Source organism: Bradyrhizobium erythrophlei, from assembly GCF_900142985.1.
GTDB classification, from domain to species: domain Bacteria; phylum Pseudomonadota; class Alphaproteobacteria; order Rhizobiales; family Xanthobacteraceae; genus Bradyrhizobium; species Bradyrhizobium erythrophlei_B.
Map to the genome: position 1 here is coordinate 7,324,902 of NZ_LT670849.1, position 21,190 is coordinate 7,346,091.

The 21,190-nt window shown below is 62.3% G+C and carries 21 protein-coding genes; 15 read left to right on the top strand and 6 right to left on the bottom strand.

Annotated features, from left to right (window positions below; genetic code table 11):
• Nucleotides 1–83: 83 nt before the first annotated feature.
• Nucleotides 84–1,031, bottom strand: coding sequence for an ACP S-malonyltransferase (fabD, locus tag BUA38_RS35220; protein WP_072825348.1), 948 nt, complete (start codon nt 1,029–1,031; stop codon nt 84–86).
• 440 nt (nt 1,032–1,471) lie between these two features.
• On the opposite strand from fabD, the gene rpsF reads away from it, so the two are divergent.
• The 4 genes from rpsF to rplI all read left to right on the top strand — a co-directional run bounded on the left by rpsF (nt 1,472) and on the right by rplI (nt 3,910).
• Nucleotides 1,472–1,939 (top strand): 30S ribosomal protein S6, encoded by a 468-nt coding sequence (gene rpsF, locus BUA38_RS35225; RefSeq protein WP_072825350.1) that lies wholly within the window; start codon nt 1,472–1,474, stop codon nt 1,937–1,939.
• A gap of 5 nt (nt 1,940–1,944) precedes the next feature.
• On the top strand, nt 1,945–2,184 hold the full coding sequence (rpsR, locus tag BUA38_RS35230; RefSeq protein WP_002711478.1) for a 30S ribosomal protein S18: 240 nt from the start codon (nt 1,945–1,947) through the stop codon (nt 2,182–2,184).
• A 130-nt stretch (nt 2,185–2,314) separates the two neighbouring features.
• Nucleotides 2,315–3,265, top strand: a complete 951-nt coding sequence (locus BUA38_RS35235; protein WP_072826687.1) for a hypothetical protein — start codon at nt 2,315–2,317, stop codon at nt 3,263–3,265.
• A gap of 42 nt (nt 3,266–3,307) precedes the next feature.
• On the top strand, nt 3,308–3,910 hold the full coding sequence (rplI, locus tag BUA38_RS35240; RefSeq protein ID WP_072825352.1) for a 50S ribosomal protein L9: 603 nt from the start codon (nt 3,308–3,310) through the stop codon (nt 3,908–3,910).
• A 104-nt stretch (nt 3,911–4,014) separates the two neighbouring features.
• Here the strand turns inward: rplI and BUA38_RS35245 are convergent, their stop codons facing one another.
• Nucleotides 4,015–5,427 carry an IS1182 family transposase gene (locus tag BUA38_RS35245; protein ID WP_072816799.1) on the bottom strand — a complete coding sequence of 471 codons (1,413 nt, stop codon included), beginning with the start codon at nt 5,425–5,427 and terminating at the stop codon, nt 4,015–4,017.
• 105 nt (nt 5,428–5,532) lie between these two features.
• The gene (locus BUA38_RS35250; RefSeq protein ID WP_072825354.1) at nt 5,533–6,546 is read right to left on the bottom strand and encodes a hypothetical protein; all 1,014 of its coding nucleotides are present in this window, start codon (nt 6,544–6,546) and stop codon (nt 5,533–5,535) included.
• A gap of 268 nt (nt 6,547–6,814) precedes the next feature.
• Between BUA38_RS35250 and BUA38_RS35255 the strand changes: the two genes are divergently transcribed.
• Nucleotides 6,815–8,065 carry an SAM-dependent methyltransferase gene (locus BUA38_RS35255; protein WP_072825356.1) on the top strand — a complete coding sequence of 417 codons (1,251 nt, stop codon included), beginning with the start codon at nt 6,815–6,817 and terminating at the stop codon, nt 8,063–8,065.
• 36 nt (nt 8,066–8,101) lie between these two features.
• On the opposite strand, the gene BUA38_RS37390 is transcribed toward BUA38_RS35255, so the two are convergent.
• Nucleotides 8,102–8,419, bottom strand: a complete 318-nt coding sequence (locus BUA38_RS37390) for a hypothetical protein (RefSeq protein WP_244553146.1) — start codon at nt 8,417–8,419, stop codon at nt 8,102–8,104.
• Nucleotides 8,420–8,453: 34 nt separating this feature from the next.
• Between BUA38_RS37390 and BUA38_RS38575 the strand changes: the two genes are divergently transcribed.
• The 5 genes from BUA38_RS38575 (at nt 8,454) to BUA38_RS35275 (ending at nt 13,664) form a co-directional block, all read left to right on the top strand.
• Nucleotides 8,454–8,576 carry a hypothetical protein gene (locus BUA38_RS38575; RefSeq protein WP_276328153.1) on the top strand — a complete coding sequence of 41 codons (123 nt, stop codon included), beginning with the start codon at nt 8,454–8,456 and terminating at the stop codon, nt 8,574–8,576.
• Between the two features lie 264 nt (nt 8,577–8,840).
• Nucleotides 8,841–10,340 carry a replicative DNA helicase gene (locus BUA38_RS35260; protein WP_072825358.1) on the top strand — a complete coding sequence of 500 codons (1,500 nt, stop codon included), beginning with the start codon at nt 8,841–8,843 and terminating at the stop codon, nt 10,338–10,340.
• A 51-nt stretch (nt 10,341–10,391) separates the two neighbouring features.
• Nucleotides 10,392–11,582: an alanine racemase gene (gene alr / locus BUA38_RS35265; protein ID WP_072825360.1), complete on the top strand. Its 1,191-nt coding sequence runs from the start codon at nt 10,392–10,394 to the stop codon at nt 11,580–11,582.
• Between the two features lie 102 nt (nt 11,583–11,684).
• Nucleotides 11,685–12,455 (top strand): exodeoxyribonuclease III, encoded by a 771-nt coding sequence (locus tag BUA38_RS35270; RefSeq protein ID WP_072825362.1) that lies wholly within the window; start codon nt 11,685–11,687, stop codon nt 12,453–12,455.
• Between the two features lie 216 nt (nt 12,456–12,671).
• The gene (locus tag BUA38_RS35275) at nt 12,672–13,664 is read left to right on the top strand and encodes an HD-GYP domain-containing protein (protein ID WP_172806141.1); all 993 of its coding nucleotides are present in this window, start codon (nt 12,672–12,674) and stop codon (nt 13,662–13,664) included.
• Nucleotides 13,665–13,688: 24 nt separating this feature from the next.
• Here BUA38_RS35275 and BUA38_RS35280 read toward each other — a convergent pair whose 3' ends face one another.
• Together BUA38_RS35280 and soxC are read right to left on the bottom strand one after the other, a co-directional pair.
• Complete coding sequence (locus tag BUA38_RS35280; protein ID WP_072825365.1) at nt 13,689–14,225, bottom strand: c-type cytochrome; 537 nt, start codon at nt 14,223–14,225, stop codon at nt 13,689–13,691.
• Nucleotides 14,212–15,537: a sulfite dehydrogenase gene (gene soxC, locus BUA38_RS35285; RefSeq protein ID WP_083587893.1), complete on the bottom strand. Its 1,326-nt coding sequence runs from the start codon at nt 15,535–15,537 to the stop codon at nt 14,212–14,214. The genes BUA38_RS35280 and soxC overlap by 14 nt, the downstream gene beginning before the upstream one ends.
• A gap of 155 nt (nt 15,538–15,692) precedes the next feature.
• On the opposite strand from soxC, the gene BUA38_RS35290 reads away from it, so the two are divergent.
• The 5 genes from BUA38_RS35290 (at nt 15,693) to BUA38_RS35310 (ending at nt 21,132) form a co-directional block, all read left to right on the top strand.
• Nucleotides 15,693–16,415 (top strand): sulfite exporter TauE/SafE family protein, encoded by a 723-nt coding sequence (locus BUA38_RS35290; RefSeq protein ID WP_072825367.1) that lies wholly within the window; start codon nt 15,693–15,695, stop codon nt 16,413–16,415.
• A gap of 82 nt (nt 16,416–16,497) precedes the next feature.
• Nucleotides 16,498–17,952 carry a DNA repair protein RadA gene (gene radA, locus BUA38_RS35295; protein ID WP_072825369.1) on the top strand — a complete coding sequence of 485 codons (1,455 nt, stop codon included), beginning with the start codon at nt 16,498–16,500 and terminating at the stop codon, nt 17,950–17,952.
• A gap of 150 nt (nt 17,953–18,102) precedes the next feature.
• Nucleotides 18,103–18,732, top strand: a complete 630-nt coding sequence (locus tag BUA38_RS35300) for a CvpA family protein (RefSeq protein WP_072825371.1) — start codon at nt 18,103–18,105, stop codon at nt 18,730–18,732.
• Nucleotides 18,733–18,755: 23 nt separating this feature from the next.
• Complete coding sequence (purF, locus tag BUA38_RS35305) at nt 18,756–20,276, top strand: amidophosphoribosyltransferase (RefSeq protein WP_072825373.1); 1,521 nt, start codon at nt 18,756–18,758, stop codon at nt 20,274–20,276.
• A gap of 115 nt (nt 20,277–20,391) precedes the next feature.
• Nucleotides 20,392–21,132 (top strand): SDR family NAD(P)-dependent oxidoreductase, encoded by a 741-nt coding sequence (locus BUA38_RS35310; protein WP_072825375.1) that lies wholly within the window; start codon nt 20,392–20,394, stop codon nt 21,130–21,132.
• Nucleotides 21,133–21,190 lie beyond the last annotated feature (58 nt).

Consider the following 21,190-nt stretch of genomic DNA (forward strand, 5'->3'; position numbering starts at 1 on the left):
CACTAGAAACCCATATTTGCTGGTGGTCTTTTGATTCTAACATTCGCAAAAGTGCCCGCTGAGAAGGGATGCGAATGTTAGAATCAGACCACTAGCGCGTCTTTCGCCGCACCGATATCGCCGGGCCCGCCGACGGGAACGCCGACGGCGCCTTCTGCAATGCGCTTGACGAGGCCGCTCAGCACCTTGCCAGCGCCGATTTCGAAAAACCTGTTAACACCGTGGCCAGCCATATACGCAACCGACTCGCGCCAGCGCACCGTGCCGGTGACCTGCTCGACCAGCCGGCGGCGGATCTCATCGGGATCGGTGATCGGCGAGGCCAACACGTTCGACACCACGGGCGCTGCGGGCGGTTTGATGGCGACGCCGGCTAGTGCCTGCGCCATCGCATCCGCTGCCGGCTGCATCAGACGGCAATGAAACGGCGCGGAAACCGGCAGGAGCATCGCGCGCTTGGCGCCTTTCGTCTTGGCGATTTCAACCGCCCGCTCGACCGCCCCCTTGTCGCCGGAAACAACCACCTGACCGCCGCCATTGTCGTTGGCAGCCTGGCAAACCAGCCCTTGCGCGGCTTCCTCGGCAACGGCGACCGCGGTCTCGTAGTCGAGGCCCAGCAAAGCGGCCATGGCGCCGACGCCGACCGGCACCGCCTTCTGCATCGCAAGCCCACGCGTGCGCAGCAGACGCGCGGTATCGCCGATGGCAAGGCTTCCGGCTGCGGCAAGCGCCGAATATTCGCCGAGCGAATGGCCCGCGACGAAGGCTGCGTGCTTGGCAACCGAGAAGCCGGCCTCGCTTTCCAGCACACGCATGGTGGCGAGCGAGACCGCCATCAGCGCCGGCTGGGCATTTTCCGTCAGCTGCAAGGTCTCGCCTGGACCGTCCCAGATGATGTTCGTCAGCTTCTCACCAAGCGCCGCATCGACCTCGTCGAATACCGCACGCGCCGCCGGAAAAGCCTCCGCCAGCGCCTTGCCCATACCGACCGCCTGGGAACCCTGACCCGGAAAGGTGAATGCTGTCGTCATACGTGTCCTCGAACGTTCCTCCCGTCGCCCCCACTCAAAGGCGGGTATCGCGGAATATATTTATTTTTCAATATCTTACGAGAGATTTTGAAACCACCATGGTGCGCCAAGCCGCCGCTTGCGCCCGCAAGACCGCCGAAAGACACCGCGGGAGCCTTCCCTGTCAAGCAGAGAGGCTTGATCCGACTCGGCGCCAAGGACAGCTCTGTGGCGGCTTTCCCTTGCCAGCGCGCCCAAAATGCTTATAACGCGGCGATCCGTGGATCCCGGCCGGGAGCTGAACGGACGGTCTCAGCAATATCACCTCCGGTGTTTTGATGTGGCAGGGCCAGTCGGCCCGTCGTCCCGTGCTTCCGCCTTCTGAGCTTATCCCGAGTCCTTTCCGAAGGTCTCGAAGGGCTTGCCGCCGGGACCTGCGCTAACACAAGGAAAGGACATCCATGCCTCTTTATGAGCATGTTTTTCTCGCGCGTCAGGATGCGAGCACCCAGCAGGTCGAAGAACTGACCGCCCAGATGACCGGCATCGTCGAACAGGCCGGCGGCAAGGTCTCCAAGACCGAGAACTGGGGCGTGCGGTCGCTGACCTATCGCATGAACAAGAATCGCAAGGCGCACTTCGTGCTGCTCAACATCGACGCGCCCTCGGCGGCCGTCTCCGAGATCGAGCGCCAGGAGCGGATCAGCGAAGACGTGATCCGTTACCTCACCGTTCGCGTCGAAGAGCTTGAGGAAGGCCCCTCGGCCATGATGCGCAAGGCCGATCGCGACCGTGAACGCGACGACCGTGGCGGCGGTTTCCGCGGCGAGCGCGACGGTGGATTCCGGGGCGATCGCGACGGTGGTTTCCGGGGTGATCGCGGCCCGCGCCGCCCCCGCGACGATGCTGAAACTGCGGACGAGGAGTAAGAACAATGGCTGAAGCTGGTGCACGCCGTCCGTTTTTCCGCCGCCGCAAGACCTGCCCGTTCACGGGTCCGAATGCGCCGAAGATCGACTACAAGGATTCCAAGCTGCTGATGCGTTACGTTTCCGAGCGCGGCAAGATCGTGCCGAGCCGCATCACCGCGGTTTCCGCCAAGAAGCAGCGCGAACTCGCGCGCGCCATCAAGCGCTCGCGTTTCCTCGGTCTGCTTCCGTACGTCATTCGCTAAGACGACTTTCGATCCGCGGCCGCACAGGCCGCGGATCTTTACTTTTCACTCATAAGGCTTCCGGGTCGTCCGGTCGCCGATGGTTGGGGTCGAAGAGACCTCTAACCGCTCGAAGGGGGCGGGACAGCTGATGATCGCAGCCATGGCAATAGCGCTGGCAGCCGGCCTTGCGTCGGCCTTGATGTTCGCCTCGATCACCTCTGGTGCGGCGATCTCGCTGCTGTTGATCATTCTCGCTCCGCTGCCGCTGATGGTGGTAGGACTGGGCTGGGGCGCCGCCACCGCGGCTATCGGCGGCGGTGCCGCGACAGTCCTTATCGCCGCTTTGTTCGGTCTTCCCTACTCTATTGCGTTCGTATTGGTGAACGTGCTGCCGGCCTGGTGGCTGGCTCATCTCATCCTGCTGGCGCGTCCGCACCACAACGCTGCCGGCGATCCGGATGACGCGCTGGAATGGTATCCGGTCGGACGCATTCTGATTTGGATCGTGATCTTTGCAACCATTGTCACGGCCGCCACGCTGCTCACGATGGGCGGCGATGCCGCGACCATCCAAAAGACGCTCCGCACCGGCTGGGTCGAACTTGTGGAAGCTACCGGTCTTGTGCTGAACGATTCCACGCTCGATGCGCTGGTGCTGATCGCGCCCATCGGCGCGGAGATTACCGCGGTCGCGATGTTGACCATCAACCTGTGGCTTGCTGCGAAAATTGCCGCGACGTCGGGACGATTGCATCGGCCGTGGCCGGATCTGAAAAGCACCACGCTGCCGATGACGGCGATCGCCGTGCTCTTTGCGGCGATCGTCTGCAGTTTTGCCGGCGGCTTGCTCGCCATCATGGCGCAGGTGCTGACGTCCGGTCTGTCGATGGCCTATGCAATGACGGGCTTTGCCGTGCTGCACACGCTTACGCTTGCCATGAAAAGCCGCGCGTTGTGGCTCGGTTGCGTCTACGCAGTGGTGGCAGGCTTCGCCTGGGCTCTGCTGGCGATCGCCTTGCTCGGATTGGCCGACGCCGTGTTCGGATTTCGCGAACGCTACTTGCGCAGCCGGTCACCGCCGCCGCTTCCCAAATCCTGAAAACTGAAACTTGAATCCCGAACAACTTGAAAGGAAACCAATATGGAAGTCATTTTGCTGGAACGTGTTGCCAAGCTCGGCCAGATGGGCGAGGTCGTTCGCGTCAAGGACGGATTTGCCCGCAACTTCTTGCTCAAGCGCGGCAAGGCGCTGCGCGCCACTGCGGACAATCGCGCCAAGTACGACGGCATGAAGGCTGAACTCGAGGCCAACAACGTTCAGGCCAAGGGCGAAGCGAGCAAGATCGCCGCCAAGGTCGAGGGACGCGATGTCGTCATCATCCGCCAGGCGTCCGAATCCGGCCAATTGTTCGGCTCGGTGTCAGTGCGTGACATCGTCGCCGCGCTCGCCGCCGACGGCATCACCGTGTCCAAGCCGCAGGTCTGGCTCGATGCGCCGATCAAGACGATCGGTCAGCAGAAGGTGACGATCGCGGTACACCCCGAAGTCGAAGCCACGATCTCGGTGACGGTGGCGCGCAATGCCGATGAGGCCGCTCGCATCAAGCGCGGTGAGGATATCTCCACGCGCCAGGAAGATCGGGATGCGGCCGCCGAAGCCATCGCGGCCGCCGGCGAATTCTTCGATCCCGAAGCCCTTCCGACCGAACTGGCGCCGGAGGCGGCTCCTGCGGCGGAAGAGTAAGCTTTCCGCTTGGTCTTTGCAGATACGACAAAGCCCGGCCGAAATCAGGCTGTGTGGAAACGAGAGGCTGCGGTGATCCGGGGCCTCTTTTTTAATTTTTAGGGTCAGGCGAGCCTAATCTTGAGGCTTTGCGAGCCGATGAGATTGATGACCCGCATGATGTTGTAGACAAGAACGCTGAGGGCGGCTTCAGTCTTGACGTTGGTAAGGCCTCGGGTGAGGAACCTGCCGCCAGCCGTCATCCGCTTGATGGTTCCGAACGGGTGTTCAGCCGCGCATCGCCGCTGCCGCATGAGGTGTGGATCGGCTTCGACGCGGGCATTCATGCGTTGAAGCGCGTCCTCGTAAAGGTGTCTTTGAACGAAGCGGCGCTCGACGCGGGTGCATCTCGGCTTGAGCGCGCAACCCGAACAATCGTCGGCGATATACAAGACGCTCTGCTTTCTGGTGAGGATTTGCTTGCGCACCAGTGTTCGGGCCGCCGGACAACGAAAACTGTCGGTTTGCGGCTCATAGATGAAGGCCGTGCGGTCGAAGAAGTCGCCTTGATTGTTGACGGCCCGGTTCGCTGGCACACAAGGCGTGATGCCATCGTTCTCGCAGGCTGCCGCGTCTGCTCCGTTCGAATAGCCAGCGTCCGCCACCACCGTGAGCGTATCGGCCGCCACCGCATCCTTCGTCGCCTTGGCCATCGGATGGAGCAGCCGGTTGTCGGTGGGTTCGGTTGTAACCTCATGGTGGACGATCAGCCCCGTCGCAGCATCGACCGCCGTCTGGACATTGTAGGAAGGAGGCTTGGAGCCTGCCCCTTTACCCATCGGCCGCGCATCGAGCTCACCTTCTACAAGACTAGTCCGATCTTCCGCCTTAAGTCGCGCCGCCAGAGCATCAAGGTCGGTGCGGCGTGCCCTGAGAGCCTGGAGAGCCGCAGCCGTTTGTTCCGCATCGCTATCGGCCCGCTCGCCCGCATCGATGCTGTCGAGGTTGGCAAGATAAGCCGCGATCTGTTGATCGATCCGGCCGGCCTCTTCGGCGACCTTGCGTTCGCCCATAATCCGCTTGGCGCTCGCCACCGCCCGGAACTTCGAACCGTCGAGGGCCACCAGACGGGCCGCAAATAGTCCTTGCTCGCGGCAGAACAGCACGAAGGCCCGGCATGCCCCTACGATCCCGGCTGCATTGTCCCGCCGAAAGTCCGCAATTGTTTTGAAGTCGGGGGCAAGCCGCCCCAACAGCCACATCAGTTCGACATTGCGCCGGCACTCGCGTTCCAGCTTGCGGCTCGAACGAACCTCGTTGAGGTACCCGTAGATATAGAGCTTCAGAAGATCGCGCGGGTCATAGCCGGGCCGCCCGGTCGCCGCCGGTGTCGCTCGAACCAAGCCGAGCCCGAACATATCGAGACCTTCAACAAAGGCATCGATTACCCGCACCGCCGCATCAGCGGCAACGTAATCATCGATCCGTGCCGGCAAAAAACTCGCCTGGTTACGGTCCCCACCTCGAATGTAGCGCATGAAAAAGGCCGCATCATTAATGATGCGGCCTCTCTATCTGATTTGCCCCAGTTCTCACACAGCCTGGCTCGGCCGGGCTTTTATCTTGGTGAATTCTTCTGACAGCTAGCGGGAGATCGGCGGCGCTGGCGGTCCCGATGGCGGAGACGGCGGCGCCGAAGCCGTCACGGCCGGTGGTTCGGAAACAACCGGGGCTTTCGGTTGGGCCAACGTCGGCTGCGGCGCGGCCGGTTCAGATGAACCGCCGGAGCCGGCAACCGGCGCAGGAGGCGGGGCAGGCGTGGAGGCCGCAGCCGGTTGCGTTGATGGTGCGGCCGGTGCCGGTTCGCGGCGTACCACGGGCTTGTCGCTCGCGCCCGGGTCCTTTGGCGTCTCGATCTTGACCTCGTTGGATTTGGCGTCGGCGTCGGGTTTGGCACGCTCCGCCGTGCCCGTTTCGACACGGGGTGCCTCAAGCCGTGCCTTGTCCTCGGCAGTCGGCTCGGACTTGGCCGATTCTGCCTTGGGCGGCTCCATCCTGGCGGGTTCATTGGCCATCGGTGGCTCGTCGGCGCCGGGCTGACCTGGCCTGCCGGACCGCTTGAGCCTGCGGCCATCGGGGCCGCGTTCTACCGCCGCCTGGGGCGGCGGGGTCCTCGCCTCGTCTGAAGGCTCTCCCTGACGGCCCAAGCGCTTGCGGGACTGTCGCCCGCCTTCGCCTGGCGCGGCGGCATCATCCGGCCGCGCGACTTCCTGGGGTGGTGCGTTGCGATTCTTGCGGCCCTGGCGATCGGCCTGGTCGCTGCCGCCCTGCCCTTGCTTGTCCGCGCCCGGTTTGTCCGAGCCCTGCTTGGCCTGTTTGGCGTCGCTGGCGCCATTGGAAATCAGGTAGGAGGAGAGCTGCGAAGCCATGTCGCCGCTGGTCGTATAGTGCTCGCGCAGGAAACCCGGCAGCGATCCGGGCGAAACCGTCTTCAGGAGGCCCCGCGGAGACTTGTGGCAGGCGGTACAGGTGCCCGCGAAGAGTTGGGAAGCGCTTTTGCCGGCCTCGAGATTGGTGGCCTGCGCCAAGGCGGACGAACCCGCAAGGCAACCGGCCAAAAACGTGACCGCCGCAAATAAACGCGCTCGGCTCAACATCCCCTAAATCTCCATGCGGAAAGCGCTCAGTGCTCGTTCGAGGGCACCGGAGGCGTCACCTTTTAGCCGATTATCCCGCGAATGGAAGCGCACTTTAGGCCAAACCACAGGGGCGTCTGTTCCCGGAATATCTGCTTTGTATACAGCGCATTAGCGCTCCGGCCCTGACCTCTTATATCCTCCATAGGACGGAGGAACCGTTTGGTTCCCAGCACGTCGAATGTGACGAACCAGGTTTGGTTTGCGGGATCGCTCGTTGGTGGTTTCGATGGACCGTTTGCTGCGTTACTTTCTTCAGGGCTTCATCCGCCGCGGCGCGATAACTTTTACCGCCGCCAACGGAGAGAAATTCACCTGCGGCGATGGCACCGGGCCGCACGTCTTCGCTCGCTTTCGGACCGCTAATGCGGAGCGACGGGTTTTGCTCAACCCCGAACTCGCGCTTGGCGAGATCTACATGGAAGGCGACTTCATCGTCGAAAACGGCACGATTGCGGACGCACTCGCCATCTTGATGGATCAGCCTCAGGTTTTGCCCGGCTGGGCAAAACCGCAATGGTGGCTTCGCTATCTGGCAAGGCATCTGCGCCAGTTCAATCCGCGCCGCCGTGCCCGGAACAATGTCGCCCATCACTACGATCTGGACGGCAGGCTGTATTCGCTCTTTCTCGATTCCGACAAGCAATATAGCTGCGCCTATTTCGAGCAGCCGGGCATGTCGCTTGACGATGCCCAGCTTGCCAAGAAGCGCCATATCGCCGCCAAGCTTCTGGTGCGGCCGCGCGACCGCGTGCTCGACATCGGGTCGGGCTGGGGTGGCCTCGGGCTCTATCTGGCCGGGACGGCTGGCGCCAATGTGACCGGGGTAACGCTATCGACCGAACAATTGCAGGTTTCGAATGCCCGCGCCGCAGAGCGAGACCTGACCCGGTCCGCGAAATTCCTGCTTGAAGATTACCGCGACGTTCCGGGCCCCTTCGAACGTATTGTCTCCGTCGGCATGTTCGAACATGTCGGGGTCGACTTCTACGACACCTACTTCAAGCGCTGCGCCGAACTGCTGACCGACGACGGCATCATGCTGCTTCACTCGATCGGCCGCTCGGAAGGTCCCGACGTCACCAATCCCTGGATTGCGAAGTACATCTTCCCGGGCGGCTATATCCCGGCGCTGTCGGAGGTACTGCCCTCGATCGAGCGCGCCGGGATGCTCGTGTGCGACATCGAGATCCTGCGGCTGCATTACGCGGAAACACTCAAAGCCTGGCGCGAACGCTTCATGGCGCGCCGCGAGGAAGCGGTCCAGCTCTATGACGAACGCTTCGCGCGCATGTGGGAGTTCTATCTTGCCTGTTCGGAAATGGCCTTCCGCAAGCAGAACCTGATGAACTTCCATGTCCAGCTCACCAAGCGCCAGGGCGTCGTGCCGATCACGCGCGACTACATAACGCGCGAAGAAGCCAGGCTGCGCCGCTCAGAAATGGGAGACAAGCCGCGTCTGAAAATTGCCGGCGAATAGCCCGCTCGAATTGGCCGGGCGAGGCAAGCCCGACTACTAATTTTTCAGGCTGAAGCGGGAGCCATAGGCGGGATGAAGCATCGCGGGCTGAGCCAGCCGGGCACGCACGGCATGAAGTTCCAGAGGATCAACTGGACGCGTCCGCCATTCGGGACGGGAAAACTTTTCCATGGCGACGATCAGCCGCGACAACCATGCCGTCTGGCCATTTGCAGTTCGCCATGTTGGAAGTTGTTGGCTCATGACTTTCCCTGACCGCATCCCGAAAATCCGTTGCAAAACAACTCCCGACGCCACGCGCTCGTTCCCGGCGATCATGCCAGAAAGAAAATCCCGGGATGTGATCTGCTTCACAAAGGACTTCGGCGCCCTGCCCTAAATCATCCAAATGGCTGAGAAAACCGTTCCATCATCGCCGGCAGCGCATTCGGACCTCCGTACCGATTATGCCGTGATCGCCATGGCCATCGGCGCCGCGTTCCTCGCGTTCGTCTATCTCATCCTGATCTGACGGCCTTTTTCGGCCGGACGCCTACCCGTAAGCATTACGTATCGGCCACGCCTTTAGAGGTTCATCCAAATCCCGAAGTTTTTGAGGCGCCGCCCGAACCTGCGGCAAGAAACCGCGTCAAGCGCCGGCACGACACACTTCGATGATTCCCCAACGCAGATTGTGTGAATCGTGCATAAGGCGGTTTGCCGCTTCCGCTTACCTTAAGAGAGGCGCTTTATCGCTGCCCCTTATCTGCCAAACTTTCGCGAACACTGACCGCTCATGCCTCCAATTGATTCGAACGTTCTGAAACTCGCCCCTGAGGCGGGAACTCCCGCTTTCCGCACGGCTCCCCACAATATCGAGGCCGAGCAGAGCCTTTTGGGCGCGATTCTGGTCAACAATGACGCGTTCTACCGGGTTTCGGACTTCCTGGAACCCAAGCACTTCTTCGAGCCGATCCACCAAACGATCTTCGAGACCGCAAGCAGCCTGATCCGGATGGGCAAGGTTGCGACGCCCGTGACGCTGAAGACCTTCCTGCCGGCCGACACCGACCTCGGCGGCATGACCGTCAGCCAGTATCTGGCCCGGCTGGCGGCCGAGGCTACGACCATCATCAACGCGCAGGACTACGGGCGCACCATCTATGAGTTGTCGCTGCGCCGCGATCTGATCCGGATCGGCGAAGACATGGTCAACGTCGCGTTTGACGCGCCCGTCGACTTCGCCCCGCGCAATCAGATCGAGGATGCCGAACGGCGGCTCTACGAATTGGCGGAATCCGGCCGCTATGAGGGCGGGTTCCAGCGCTTTTCGCAAGCGCTTGCCGTCGCCGTCGACATGGCGGCGAAAGCCTTCCAGCGCGACGGCAAATTGTCCGGCATCGCCACCGGCTTGCGCGACCTCGATACCAAGATGGGCGGCTTGCAGCCCTCCGACTTGATCGTCCTGGCCGGGCGTCCGGGCATGGGCAAGACCGCGCTCGCCACCAACATCGCCTACAACATTGCTAAAGCACACCGCGCCGAACTTCAGGCCGACGGCACCCAGAAGACCGTCAATGGCGGCATCGTTGGCTTCTTCTCCTGCGAAATGTCGGCCGAGCAATTGGCCACGCGTATCATCGCCGAGCGCACCGGCATTCCCTCGAGTCACATCCGCCGCGGCGGCATTACCGAAGGCGATTTCGAGAAGATCCGCGATTATTCGATCGAGCTGCAGTCGCTGCCGTTTTATGTCGACGAAACCGGCGGCCTTTCAATCGCGCAACTGACGGCGCGGGCGCGGCGGCTGAAGCGACAGCGCGGCCTTGACCTGATTGTGGTCGACTACATTCAGCTCTTGTCAGGCTCGAGCAAGCGCTCCGACAACCGTGTTCAAGAAGTCACGGAAATCACGACCAGCCTCAAGGCTCTGGCGAAAGAGCTCAACGTACCCGTCATTGCGCTGTCGCAGCTGTCGCGACAGGTGGAAAGCCGCGACGACAAGCGCCCGCAACTGTCCGACCTGCGTGAATCCGGCTCGATCGAGCAGGACGCCGACGTCGTGATGTTCGTGTATCGCGAGGAATATTATCTGGCCAACAAGGAGCCGCGCCCGGGCACGCCCGAACACGTGAAATGGACCACCGAAATGGAGCTGGCGCATGGCAAGGCCGAAGTCATCATCGGCAAGCAGCGCCACGGCCCGACCGGCACGGTCGACCTCCAGTTCGAGGGCAGCGTAACCCGCTTCGGCGACCTGACATCTGACCATCAGTTGCCCGAGCGGGCCTATTGAAGCGGCCGCTCTCGGGTTGAACGGCGGCTGATGCGCGCGTAAAATTGCATCATGAACATCGCCCCCGATCCAAGATCGCTTCCGGCCGATTCCATTCTTTCGGCGGAAGCCAACAAGGCGGCGGCGCTGGCCGCCGCCAGTGGCATTTTGACGGTCGATCTCGACGCCCTGGTCGCCAACTGGCGCAAGCTCGAGAAGACCGCAGTTCCCGCCGAATGCTCCGCCGTCATCAAGGCCAACGCCTACGGCTCCGGCATCGAACCGGTCGCGCGAGCGCTCGCCAAGGCCGGCTGCAAGACCTTCTTTGTTGCGACCCTTGAGGAAGCGGCCATCGCGCGGGCCGCGGTACCCTCGGCCACGCTGTATGTCCTCAACGGCTTCATCCAGAACACCGGCGACAGCTACGCCAAGATCGACGCGCGGCCCGTGATCGGTGAGCTCAACGAACTCGCCGAATGGGACGTCTTTTGCCGCCGCACCGGCTGGGCCGGCGGCGCCGCCATCCATGTCGACACCGGCATGCAACGGCTCGGCCTCACCATCGCGGAGGCGCAGGGTCTCATTCCCAGAATCCATGCCGGCGATCACGGCGTCTCGCTTGTAATGAGCCACCTCGCCTGCGCCGAAAGCCTGAATCATCCGATGAACGCCAGACAGCTCGCAACGTTTCGCGAGGTTGCCAGCGCATTTTCCGGCGTCCCCGCGTCGCTTTCGAACTCGTCCGGCATCTTCCTGGGCGGCGCGTTCCAGTTCGACATGGTGCGGCCCGGGGCGGCCCTCTATGGCGTCAATCCGACACCAGAGGCTGACAATCCGATGCAGCCGGTCGTCGAGCTGAAGGCCCGCATCGTGCAGATCCGCGACGTCGAGCGCGGCGAAAGCGTCGGTTACGGCGGAAACTGGACGGCCCGGCGGCCCACCAGGGTAGCGATCGTTTCCGCCGGTTATGCCGACGGCTATTTCCGTGCCGGCAGCAGCAACGATGGCACCCGCGGCGCTGAAGTGGTCGTAGCCGGCAAGCGCTGTGCGGTCGCAGGCCGCATCTCGATGGATTTGATGGCCGTTGACATCACCGATCTCGACAAGAACGCGGTGCGGCGCGGCCACCTCGTGACATTGATCGGCGAAGGCATCACCGTCGACGAACTGGCCCATCACTTCGGCACGATCGGCTACGAGGTGCTCACGAGCCTTGGTTCGCGCTACGCACGCCTCTACAAAGGCGAGGTGGCCGACGGTTAGCAGCCCGGTCTCCTCTTCGCTACCGTTTCGTTCGAGCAACAAGCAAAATGGCCGCCGCGAAGGGATGCAAACGTTAGAATCACACCACTGGCGACACGGGCCATGAAAGTCGCCACCTTCAACATCAACAACATCAACCGTCGCCTACCGAACCTTTTGGCGTGGCTCAGCCGCGCCAAACCCGACATCGTCGCATTGCAGGAGTTGAAGGCAACCGACAACGACTTCCCGCAAGGCGCGCTCGCGAAGGCCGGTTATGGCGCAGTTTGGCGCGGACAAAAAACCTGGAACGGGGTGGCGCTGTTGGCGCGAAACGCCGATCCCGTTTTGATCCGCAACTCACTGCCCGGCAACAGCAAGGACGATGAAGCGCGCTACATCGAAGCCGCGATCAAGGGCGTTATTGTGACGAGCATCTACTTGCCGAACGGCAATCCGCAACCTGGACCGAAATTCGATTACAAACTCGATTGGTTCAGAAAACTCCGGACACATGCAGCCACACTGATCAAACAAGATGTGCCTGTCGTTCTCGCCGGCGACTACAACGTCGCGCCAACCGCACTCGATATCTATCCGACCAAATCCTGGGACAAGGATGCGCTGATACAGCCGAAGAGCCGCGCGGCATTCCACTCATTGATCGGGCAAGGCTGGACGGACTCAATCCGCAAGCTTCATCCGTCAACGCCGATGTTCACGTTCTGGGATTACAAGCGCAATCGCTGGCCGCGCGATGCCGGTCTCAGGCTCGATCACCTCTTGCTCAGTCCTGCGCTTGCACCGCGCCTGAAGAAAGCAGGCGTCGACCGCCTGGTGCGTGGCGAGGAAGGCGCCAGCGACCATGCGCCCGCATGGATTACCATCAGCTAGTGGGGTGGATTGGACCACTAGCCAGGTTCCATGCACTCAGTGGTCTGAGACTGCCCAACTCGTTTAATCTTTACTAATTAAGTCGGCATAGCTTGTAACGCTAAGATAATTTTTTTGAATTCGAATTGAACGCTCGCCGCCTCGTTATATTAGCGAGAATACATGCGCGTTTGTTACCTTACTGATGAGCCATCCAAGATTCCGGCGATACGCGCGATGCTGGAACCTCATCATCTTGTGGTGCCCAGATTGTTGGGCGACAAGGCGTCGTTCGGTTCGGACGGCGTGCTCATGGTCGATGCCGACCTGCGCGTCATGGCCCGCGTCGAGCAGATCAAGGTGACCTTGAGCGAACTGCGGGCGGTGACGGAAAAGCTGTTCGTCGTTCAGAAGCATCTCCACCACATGGTCGCGCAAGCCTACGCGCTCGGGGCGACATCGATTGTTCGCAGCAACCGCGAAATCGGCCCCAAGCTCGCGCAGATCGAGGCTGCCGCAAAAGCCTCGGCGGCCCCGGAGGCCAACTCCGGAACGGCGCGACCGGAAATCGTCGATTGCGCGAGAGCCTTCGCAACGATGTTTTCCGCGATCAACCATGACCAGTCGATCGACCTTTCGGATGCTGAACGCGCGACCGCGCGTGTCATTGCCGGCATCGAGCGCGACGGCCTCGGCGCATGGCTCGACGACGTTCGGCGCTATCACGAGGGAACGTTCCAGCACTGCATGCTGGTGACCGGAATCGCGGTGGGCTTTGCGATCGAAATCGGATTTACCGATTTTGACATCAAGCGGCTAGGGATGGCCGCGACGCTGCACGACATCGGAAAGGCGCGGATTCCACTGTCCATTCTCGACAAGCCGGGTCGGCTCGATCCGAAAGAGAATGAGATCATGAGGCAGCATCCGGCGATCGGTCATGAGCTGTTGAAGGCCCTGCCCGACATCAGCCAAGAGATACTGGATGGCGTCCGGCACCATCACGAATATCTCGATGGCACCGGCTATCCCGATGGGCTCAGCGCGGGAAAGATTTCCGACCTGGTGAGATTGCTCACCATTTCGGATATCTTCGCTGCGCTCATTGAATCCAGGCCGTACCGGCCGCCGATGCCGAGGCAGGACGCCTACAAGATCTTGAGCGACATGGACGGCAAGCTGGAAACGCCGCTTGTGAAAGCGTTTCGCAACGTGGCGCTGGTGGCCTGACGCAAAGACCGTTCGCGACGCAACTTAAATTCGGTCAGGGAAACGGATGATGAAGTTGTCGCGGTTCGGCATCTTCACCTTCGGCAGCGTTTCCGCATTCATGGTGTCCTTGGCGTCAATCAGCTTGTTCTCCGCCAGGATATAGGCCGTCAGCGCATAGACCTCGTCATCGCTGAGCGAGCGCGGCGCGGTGAACGGCATCGCGCGGCGGATGAAGTCGAAGATCGTCGTGGCATAGGGCCAGAAGTTCTTGATGGTCTTCTGCGACGCCGAAATGCCGACGATCTTGTGCTCCTCCACGAGTGCCGCCGCAGGCCCGCCGCCCCTGCCGTTGTCGCCGTGGCAGGCCGCACACTTCTCGGCGAAAATCGCGGCGCCCTGCGCCGACGTGCCGCTGCCCTTTGGCAACCCGGTCCCGTCGGGCAGGATGCTGATGTCCCAATTGGCGATCGCGGCTTCGTCGAGCGGCTTGCCGAGATGTGGCGTCTCGGCCTTCGACAGGCTGGCTGTGGTTGCAAGCAAAAACGCTGCAGCAAGGACAATAGGCCTAGGCGTAGACATGCTTGACCTCGCCGCTCGTTGCAACGCCCCAGCTGGTGATCGAGTTGTAGTGCTGGTTGGGGAAACCCAATATCGGCGGCGGCTTGGTGAGCTCGCCGCGCACGGCGACAAATTCGGCACGCGTCGGCTGCACGTTGCCGGCCTCGTCCCACGCCCGGCTCTGCAAAGTCGCCGGACCGCCATCCCAGCGCCATGGCATGCGGAACCGCGTGAAGGCCTTGCTCAGGACCGGCTCCTGAAGCGCGGCCTGGCCCCAGCTTTTTCCGCCATCGGCCGAAACCATGACCTTCTCGATCCGCCCGGTGCCCGAATAGGCGACCCCGGAAATCTCATAGAGTCCGGGGCCCTTCAGCGCCATGCCGTGCGACGGGCTGGTGATGAAGGATTTGACCTCCTGGAGAAAATAGAAGCGGTAGGCTTTGCCGTCGGGCAGGATCTGCGAATAGGTCCGCGATTCATACATGGTCATCGCCGGCTGTTCGATCAGCTTGATGCGGCGCAGGAACTTGACGTTCATGTTGCCCTCGTAGCCGGGCAGCAGCAGGCGCATCGGATAGCCGTTTCCGGGCATCAGGCGCTCGCCGTTCTGGTAAAGCGCGATCATCGCGTCATCCAGCGCCTTCTTCACGGGCACGCTACGGGTCAAATGCGGCGAGTCAGCGCCTTCGGCGACCAGCCATTTCGCCTTGGGATCGATGCCGGTTTCCTCCAGCAGCGTCGAAAGCTTCACGCCGCTCCACTCCGCGCAGGAGACGAGGCCGTGCAGCGCCTGCACCGTTTCCTGCATCGGCTCGGGAGAGAACATCGGCGCGCTGTTGCCGCCGCATTCGAGAAAGGTGACCCTGGAGACCTGCGGATAGCGCGACAACGCCTCGAGCGAGAACTCCAGTGGCTGCTTTACCAGACCGTGGATCACGAGGCGGTGCTTGTCCGGATCGATGACCGGGATGCCACCGTGATTGATGGTGAAATGAAATCCGTTCGGCGTCGTCGTTCCCGCGAGCATATGGTGCGGCGTGCGCGCATGCGAATTGCGCGGCTCGTTGTCGGGATTGCTCAGCGTGCGAACGACCTTGGCTTCGAATTTCGAGCGGGTCTGATAGGGCGGCGTTGGTTCGCCGATCTCCAGACTCCATGGATCATCCACGAGCGGCTCGGCGCCGGCGGCAGATGGGGCAATGCCGGTTCCGACAGCCCCTGCCAGTATCACGCCACGTCCAAGCAGAGCGCGGCGGTCGATCAATCCATTTCCGGCAACGATCGGCAAATCCTGATTGCGTTTGCCTTTGTTGCGATCGGCGGACTTGTCCATCACATAGTCCTCCCTGGTCGTTGGGCGTTTTCAACCACCCATTGCTTGATCGACACGGTAGCTCCTCGCCGCGCAGCCGTCTATATCCGGCCGTTCATGGCGCGACGCAAAACGTGCTGGCGCCAAATCGACACCACGGGCAGGAGTACGGATCGTTGAGTCTTGTTTTCGTCCTTACGGTCGGGCTCGTCGCCGGCACGATCTCCGGCATTGTCGGCACCGGATCGTCGATCATGCTGATGCCGGTCCTGATCTACCAATACGGGCCGAAACAGGCCGTCCCGATCATGGCGGTCGCAGCCGTCATGTCCAATTTCTCGCGCATCCTCGCCTGGTATCGCGAGGTCGATTGGCGCGCTTGCGCGGCCTACTCCATTCCGGCCATTCCAGCCGCATCTCTCGGCGCCCGCACGCTGTTGGTGCTGCCGTCGCGCGTTGTCGACATTTCGATCGGATTGTTTCTGATTGCGATGGTGCCGGCCCGGCATTGGCTTGCAAGCCATCAGCTCAAGTTTTCGCTGTGGCACCTTGCCCTCGGCGGCGCGGTGGTCGGCTATCTCACCGGCATTGTCGTCTCGACCGGCCCGCTCAGTGTGCCCTTGTTTCTGTTCTACGGCCTCACCAAAGGTGCGTTTCTCGCCACCGAAGCGGCGAGCTCGCTTGGCATGTATGTGAGCAAATCCGTGACCTTCCAGCGTTTTGGCGCGCTGACGGCGGAGATCGCGTTACAAGGGCTGATCGCCGGCTCATCGCTGATGTTTGGCGCCTTCATCGCCAAGCGCTTCGTGTTGCATATGAAACCGGACGCGTTTCGGCTGCTGATGGACGGCATCATGATCGCAGCCGGTCTCTCGATGCTGTGGACGGCATTTTCGTAAATCTTTCGGCACTCTGAAGGGCGGGCGTCATTCCATGCTATGGGAATGCCGAAGCTCTCGAATCTGCCGCCAAACGAGGCCCATGGCCAAATCATCTCTCTCCTTCGTCTGCCAGAACTGCGGCGCGGCCTATAACCGCTGGCAGGGCAAGTGCGATTCCTGCGGCGAGTGGAACACGCTGGCGGAGGAGGACGTCACCGGCGCCACCTCTGTGCCGGTCTCGATCCGCTCCAAACGCAAGGGCCGGCAGTTCGCGCTGGAAAGCCTCACCGGCAAGAGCCAGGATGCCCCTCGCCTGTCATCGGGCATGGCCGAGCTCGACCGCGTTACCGGCGGCGGCTTTGTGCGCGGCTCGGTGCTTCTGGTCGGCGGCGACCCCGGCATCGGCAAATCGACGTTGCTTACGCAGGCCACCAGCATGATGGCCCGCGCGGGCCATCGCGCGGTCTATATTTCCGGCGAAGAGGCCGTGGCCCAGGTGCGGCTGCGCGCCGAACGGCTCGGACTTGCCGACGCGCCCGTGCAACTCGCCGCCGAGACTTCGGTTGAGGATATCGTCTCAACCCTTTCGGAAGGCGCGACCCCGCGCCTGATCGTGATCGATTCGATCCAGACCATGTGGACCGACACGGTCGAATCCGCGCCGGGCACCGTGACCCAGGTGCGCGCCTCCGCGCAGGCGCTCATTCGTTTTGCCAAGAAGTCCGGCGCCGCCATCATTCTGGTCGGCCATGTCACCAAGGACGGCCAGATCGCCGGGCCTCGCGTTGTCGAGCACATGGTGGATGCGGTGCTGTCGTTCGAGGGGGAAGGCTCGCAGCATTTCCGGATCCTGCGCTCGATGAAAAACCGTTTTGGGCCCACCGACGAAATCGGCGTGTTCGAAATGACGGGCCTCGGCCTTCGCGAAGTCGCCAACCCGTCTGAACTCTTTTTATCCGAGCGCGACCTCGGCAGTCCGGGAACGGCGGTCTTCGCCGGCATCGAGGGCACGCGTCCGGTGCTGGTCGAATTGCAGGCGCTGGTGGCGCCGACCTCGCTCGGCACGCCGCGTCGCGCGGTGGTCGGCTGGGACCCCAGCCGGCTCTCGATGGTGCTGGCGGTGCTGGAGGCCCATTGCGGGGTCAAGCTGTCCGGCCACGACGTCTATCTCAATGTCGCCGGCGGGTTGCGTATCCAGGAGCCCGCCGCCGATCTTGCCGCCGCGGCAGCATTGGTGTCCTCGCTAGTCAATGCACCGTTGCCGGCGGATGCGGTCTATTTCGGGGAAATTTCCTTGTCGGGCGCGATCCGTCCAGTGGCGCAGACCTCGGCCAGGCTCAAGGAAGCCGCCAAACTCGGCTTTGGCCGCGCGGTCTTGCCCGAATCAGCCCGCGGCGAGGCCGGAGGTGATTCGGGCCTTGCGTTGAACCCGGTCGGCGGATTGACCAGCTTGGTGGCCGAAATTGCCGCGCGAGGAACCCCAAGAGGCAACAGGGAAAATTCACCTGCGGAAAAAAATGCAACACCCACGAGATTCCGCCGTCAGGAAGGCTAGGCAGGCGTGACGCCACCCGCCCCTGCCGCTATACATCGCGCGCGCAAGCCGGGATCGTGCGATTTCCGCCTTGCGGAGCCAGCTACGTGGCTGCCAGCCTGAGGCGGTCCCGATTCGCGGTTTGAACCTTGATGCGGACCTAACCAGCCGATGCCAGTTACCATTCTCGATCTCGTCCTGCTCGCTGTGATGCTGATCTCCGGCCTGCTTGCGATGGTTCGCGGCTTCATGCGCGAAATCCTCTCGATCGCCGCCTGGGGCACGGCCGCGCTGGTGACGCTCTATTCGTTTTCCAAGCTGCTGCCGACCGCCAAGACCTATGTCAGCAACGATACGGTGGCGAGCCTGGTCGTGGTCGGCGGCGTATTTGTCGGCACTCTGATCGTGGTTTCGGTCATCACGGTGCGCATCTCCGACATGATCCTGGATTCCCGGATCGGGGCGCTCGACCGGACCCTCGGCTTCCTGTTCGGACTGGCACGGGGCCTGCTAATCGTAGTGGTGGCCTTCCTGTTCTTCACCTGGCTGGTTCCGGACAAGCAGCGGCCGGACTGGGTGACGGGCGCCAAATCCCGGGTGGTCCTGCAGGGAACCGGGGATTGGCTGATGGCGCTCTTGCCGGATGACCCCGAGAACACCATCTTGAAGAGATTCAAGAAGAATAAACCGGAAGATGACCAAACTGACGCCGACCAGGCGGCCCCGGCATCAGGCGACGGGTATAGTAAACCTGCCCGAGACAGCCTTAAAAAGCTGATCGAAAAGCCAGCAGCGAAGTGAGAGCCGGTCAAAAGAGAGGCGCGATGGACGACCAACAAAGCCCTTCCGATGACGCCAAAGCTCAGGGGCTGACGACCGGCCCGCTCTACCTGGAAGACCCCGATCTGGAAGGCGATACGCTCCGCGAAGAATGCGGTGTATTCGGTATCTTCGGCCATCCCGAAGCGGCAGCCATTACGGCCCTCGGATTGCACGCACTTCAGCACCGTGGTCAGGAGGCCGCCGGCATCGTCTCGTTTGATGGCAGCCGGTTCCATTCCGAACGGCGGCTTGGGCTGGTCGGCGATACCTTTTCCCGCCGCGAGGTCATCGAACGCCTGCCCGGCAATGCCGCGATCGGCCATGTGCGCTATTCGACCACCGGCGAGACCATCCTGCGTAACGTGCAGCCGCTGTTTGCCGAGCTCAACGCCGGCGGATTTGCAGTTGGCCACAATGGCAATCTCACCAACGGCCTGACGCTGCGCCGCGAACTCGTGCGCGGCGGCGCGATGATGCAGTCCACTACCGACACCGAAGTGATCCTGCACCTCGTCGCCCAGTCAAAGCGCAACCATTTCATCGATCGTTTCATCGAAGCGCTGCGGACGATCGAAGGCGCCTACTCGCTGGTGTCGCTGACCAACAAGAAGCTCGTCGGCGCACGCGATCCGCTCGGCATCCGCCCGCTGGTGCTCGGCGAATTCGAGGGCTGCCCGATCCTGGCGTCGGAGACCTGCGCGCTCGATATCATCGGCGCCAAATATGTCCGCGACGTGGAGCCCGGCGAGATCGTCGTATTTGACGAGCGCGGCGCACAAAGCCACAAGCCATTCCCGCCGAAACCGCCGCGGCCCTGCATCTTCGAATACATCTATTTCTCGCGGCCGGATTCCATCGTCGGCGGACGATCGGTTTATGACGTGCGCAAGGCCTTTGGTGCCCAGCTGGCGCGTGAAAGCCACGTGCCGGTCGATGTCGTGGTGCCGGTGCCGGACTCCGGCGTTCCTGCCGCCGTCGGCTACAGCCAGCACTCCGGCGTGCCGTTCGAGCTTGGCATCATCCGCAACCACTATGTCGGCCGCACCTTCATCCAGCCGACCCAGAGCATTCGCGAGTCCGGCGTGAAGATGAAGCACAACGCCAACCGCGCTGCGATCGAGGGCAAGCGCATCATCCTGATCGACGATTCACTCGTGCGCGGCACCACCTCGAGAAAGATCGTCCGCATGATGCGCGATGCCGGCGCGCGCGAGGTTCACTTCCGCCTAGCTTCGCCGCCGATCCTCTACCCCGACTATTACGGCATCGACCTGCCGGATCGCGGCGGCCTGCTGGCGGCGACACACAATCTGGAAGAAATGCGCGAACTGATCGGCGCCGACACGCTCGCTTTCCTGTCCGTCGACGGCATGTACCGCGCCATGGGCTATCCCGGGCGCGATCCCGCCAATCCGAAATTCTCCGACCATTGCTTTACCGGGGCTTATCCAACGAACCTCACCGACCAGGATCAGGTCGAGCCGACGCCGCGGCAGCTATCCCTGCTCGCGGAAGCGAGCTGAGATTCGTCGTTGCCGGGCTTGACCCGGCAATCCATCTGACATCTAGAAGCGCTTACGATGGATCCGCGGGCTTGATCCGCGTATCCGACTGCCTATTGACGCTGGAGTTGTACCCATGTCCCTCCCCCTCGCCGACCGTATCGCTCTCGTCACCGGCGCCTCGCGCGGCATCGGCTATGCCGCCGCACGCGCACTCGCGAAGGCCGGCGCGCACATTGTTGCGGTCGCGCGCACCCAGGGCGGGTTGGAAGAACTCGACGACGAGATAAGAAAGGATGGCGGCAAGGCGACGCTGGTACCGCTCAGCCTGACCGATTTTGACGGCATCGCGCGGCTCGGCGCAGCCCTGCACGAGCGTCACGGCAAGCTCGATATTCTCGTCGGCAATGCCGGCGTCGCCGGCCCCTCTTCGCCGCTCGGCCATATCGACATGAAGCCGTGGAACGACGTGCTTGCGGTCAACCTGTCGGCCAATTTCCAGTTGATCCGCTGCCTGGAGCCGCTGTTGAAGAAATCCGAGGCCGGCCGCGCGGTGTTCATCACCTCGGGCGTGGCCAACAAGGCGACCGGTTACCTCGGCCCCTATGCGGCCTCCAAGGCCGCGCTCGAGGCGCTGGCGCGCGTCTGGGCCCATGAGACGGCATCGACGCCGCTTCGGATCAATCTGTTCAATCCCGGCCCGATCCGCACCCGCATGCGCGCCGCTGTCTTTCCCGGCGAAGATCCGACGACGCTCGATACGCCGGAGCAGGCAGCCGAACTGATCGTGCCGATGTGCCTGCCGACGTGGGACGAGAGCGGCAAGTTCTTCGACTATCCGACACGGAGCCTTTTGAGCTTTCAGCCACCGGCCTAGCCGGTTGGGTCCATCAACGACCCGCGCCGTTGACTAGCCTTTGACGGGGCTATTCACT

Excerpts from the sequence above, each read along its gene's own strand:
- rpsF (WP_072825350.1), top strand. The coding sequence starts at position 1,472 with ATGCCTCTTTATGAGCATGTTTTTCTCGCGCGTCAGGATGCGAGCACC.
- soxC (WP_083587893.1), bottom strand. The coding sequence starts at position 15,537 with ATGGACAAGTCCGCCGATCGCAACAAAGGCAAACGCAATCAGGATTTG.
- BUA38_RS35245 (WP_072816799.1), bottom strand. The coding sequence starts at position 5,427 with ATGCGCTACATTCGAGGTGGGGACCGTAACCAGGCGAGTTTTTTGCCG.
- alr (WP_072825360.1), top strand. The coding sequence starts at position 10,392 with ATGAACATCGCCCCCGATCCAAGATCGCTTCCGGCCGATTCCATTCTT.
- BUA38_RS35310 (WP_072825375.1), top strand. The coding sequence starts at position 20,392 with ATGTCCCTCCCCCTCGCCGACCGTATCGCTCTCGTCACCGGCGCCTCG.
- BUA38_RS35280 (WP_072825365.1), bottom strand. The coding sequence starts at position 14,225 with ATGTCTACGCCTAGGCCTATTGTCCTTGCTGCAGCGTTTTTGCTTGCA.
- rpsR (WP_002711478.1), top strand. The coding sequence starts at position 1,945 with ATGGCTGAAGCTGGTGCACGCCGTCCGTTTTTCCGCCGCCGCAAGACC.
- BUA38_RS38575 (WP_276328153.1), top strand. The coding sequence starts at position 8,454 with ATGGCTGAGAAAACCGTTCCATCATCGCCGGCAGCGCATTCGGACCTC.
- BUA38_RS35235 (WP_072826687.1), top strand. The coding sequence starts at position 2,315 with ATGATCGCAGCCATGGCAATAGCGCTGGCAGCCGGCCTTGCGTCGGCC.
- BUA38_RS35300 (WP_072825371.1), top strand. The coding sequence starts at position 18,103 with ATGCCAGTTACCATTCTCGATCTCGTCCTGCTCGCTGTGATGCTGATC.
- fabD (WP_072825348.1), bottom strand. The coding sequence starts at position 1,031 with ATGACGACAGCATTCACCTTTCCGGGTCAGGGTTCCCAGGCGGTCGGT.
- BUA38_RS35275 (WP_172806141.1), top strand. The coding sequence starts at position 12,672 with ATGCTGGAACCTCATCATCTTGTGGTGCCCAGATTGTTGGGCGACAAG.
- radA (WP_072825369.1), top strand. The coding sequence starts at position 16,498 with ATGGCCAAATCATCTCTCTCCTTCGTCTGCCAGAACTGCGGCGCGGCC.
- BUA38_RS35270 (WP_072825362.1), top strand. The coding sequence starts at position 11,685 with ATGAAAGTCGCCACCTTCAACATCAACAACATCAACCGTCGCCTACCG.
- BUA38_RS35250 (WP_072825354.1), bottom strand. The coding sequence starts at position 6,546 with ATGTTGAGCCGAGCGCGTTTATTTGCGGCGGTCACGTTTTTGGCCGGT.
- BUA38_RS35255 (WP_072825356.1), top strand. The coding sequence starts at position 6,815 with ATGGACCGTTTGCTGCGTTACTTTCTTCAGGGCTTCATCCGCCGCGGC.
- rplI (WP_072825352.1), top strand. The coding sequence starts at position 3,308 with ATGGAAGTCATTTTGCTGGAACGTGTTGCCAAGCTCGGCCAGATGGGC.
- purF (WP_072825373.1), top strand. The coding sequence starts at position 18,756 with ATGGACGACCAACAAAGCCCTTCCGATGACGCCAAAGCTCAGGGGCTG.
- BUA38_RS35260 (WP_072825358.1), top strand. The coding sequence starts at position 8,841 with ATGCCTCCAATTGATTCGAACGTTCTGAAACTCGCCCCTGAGGCGGGA.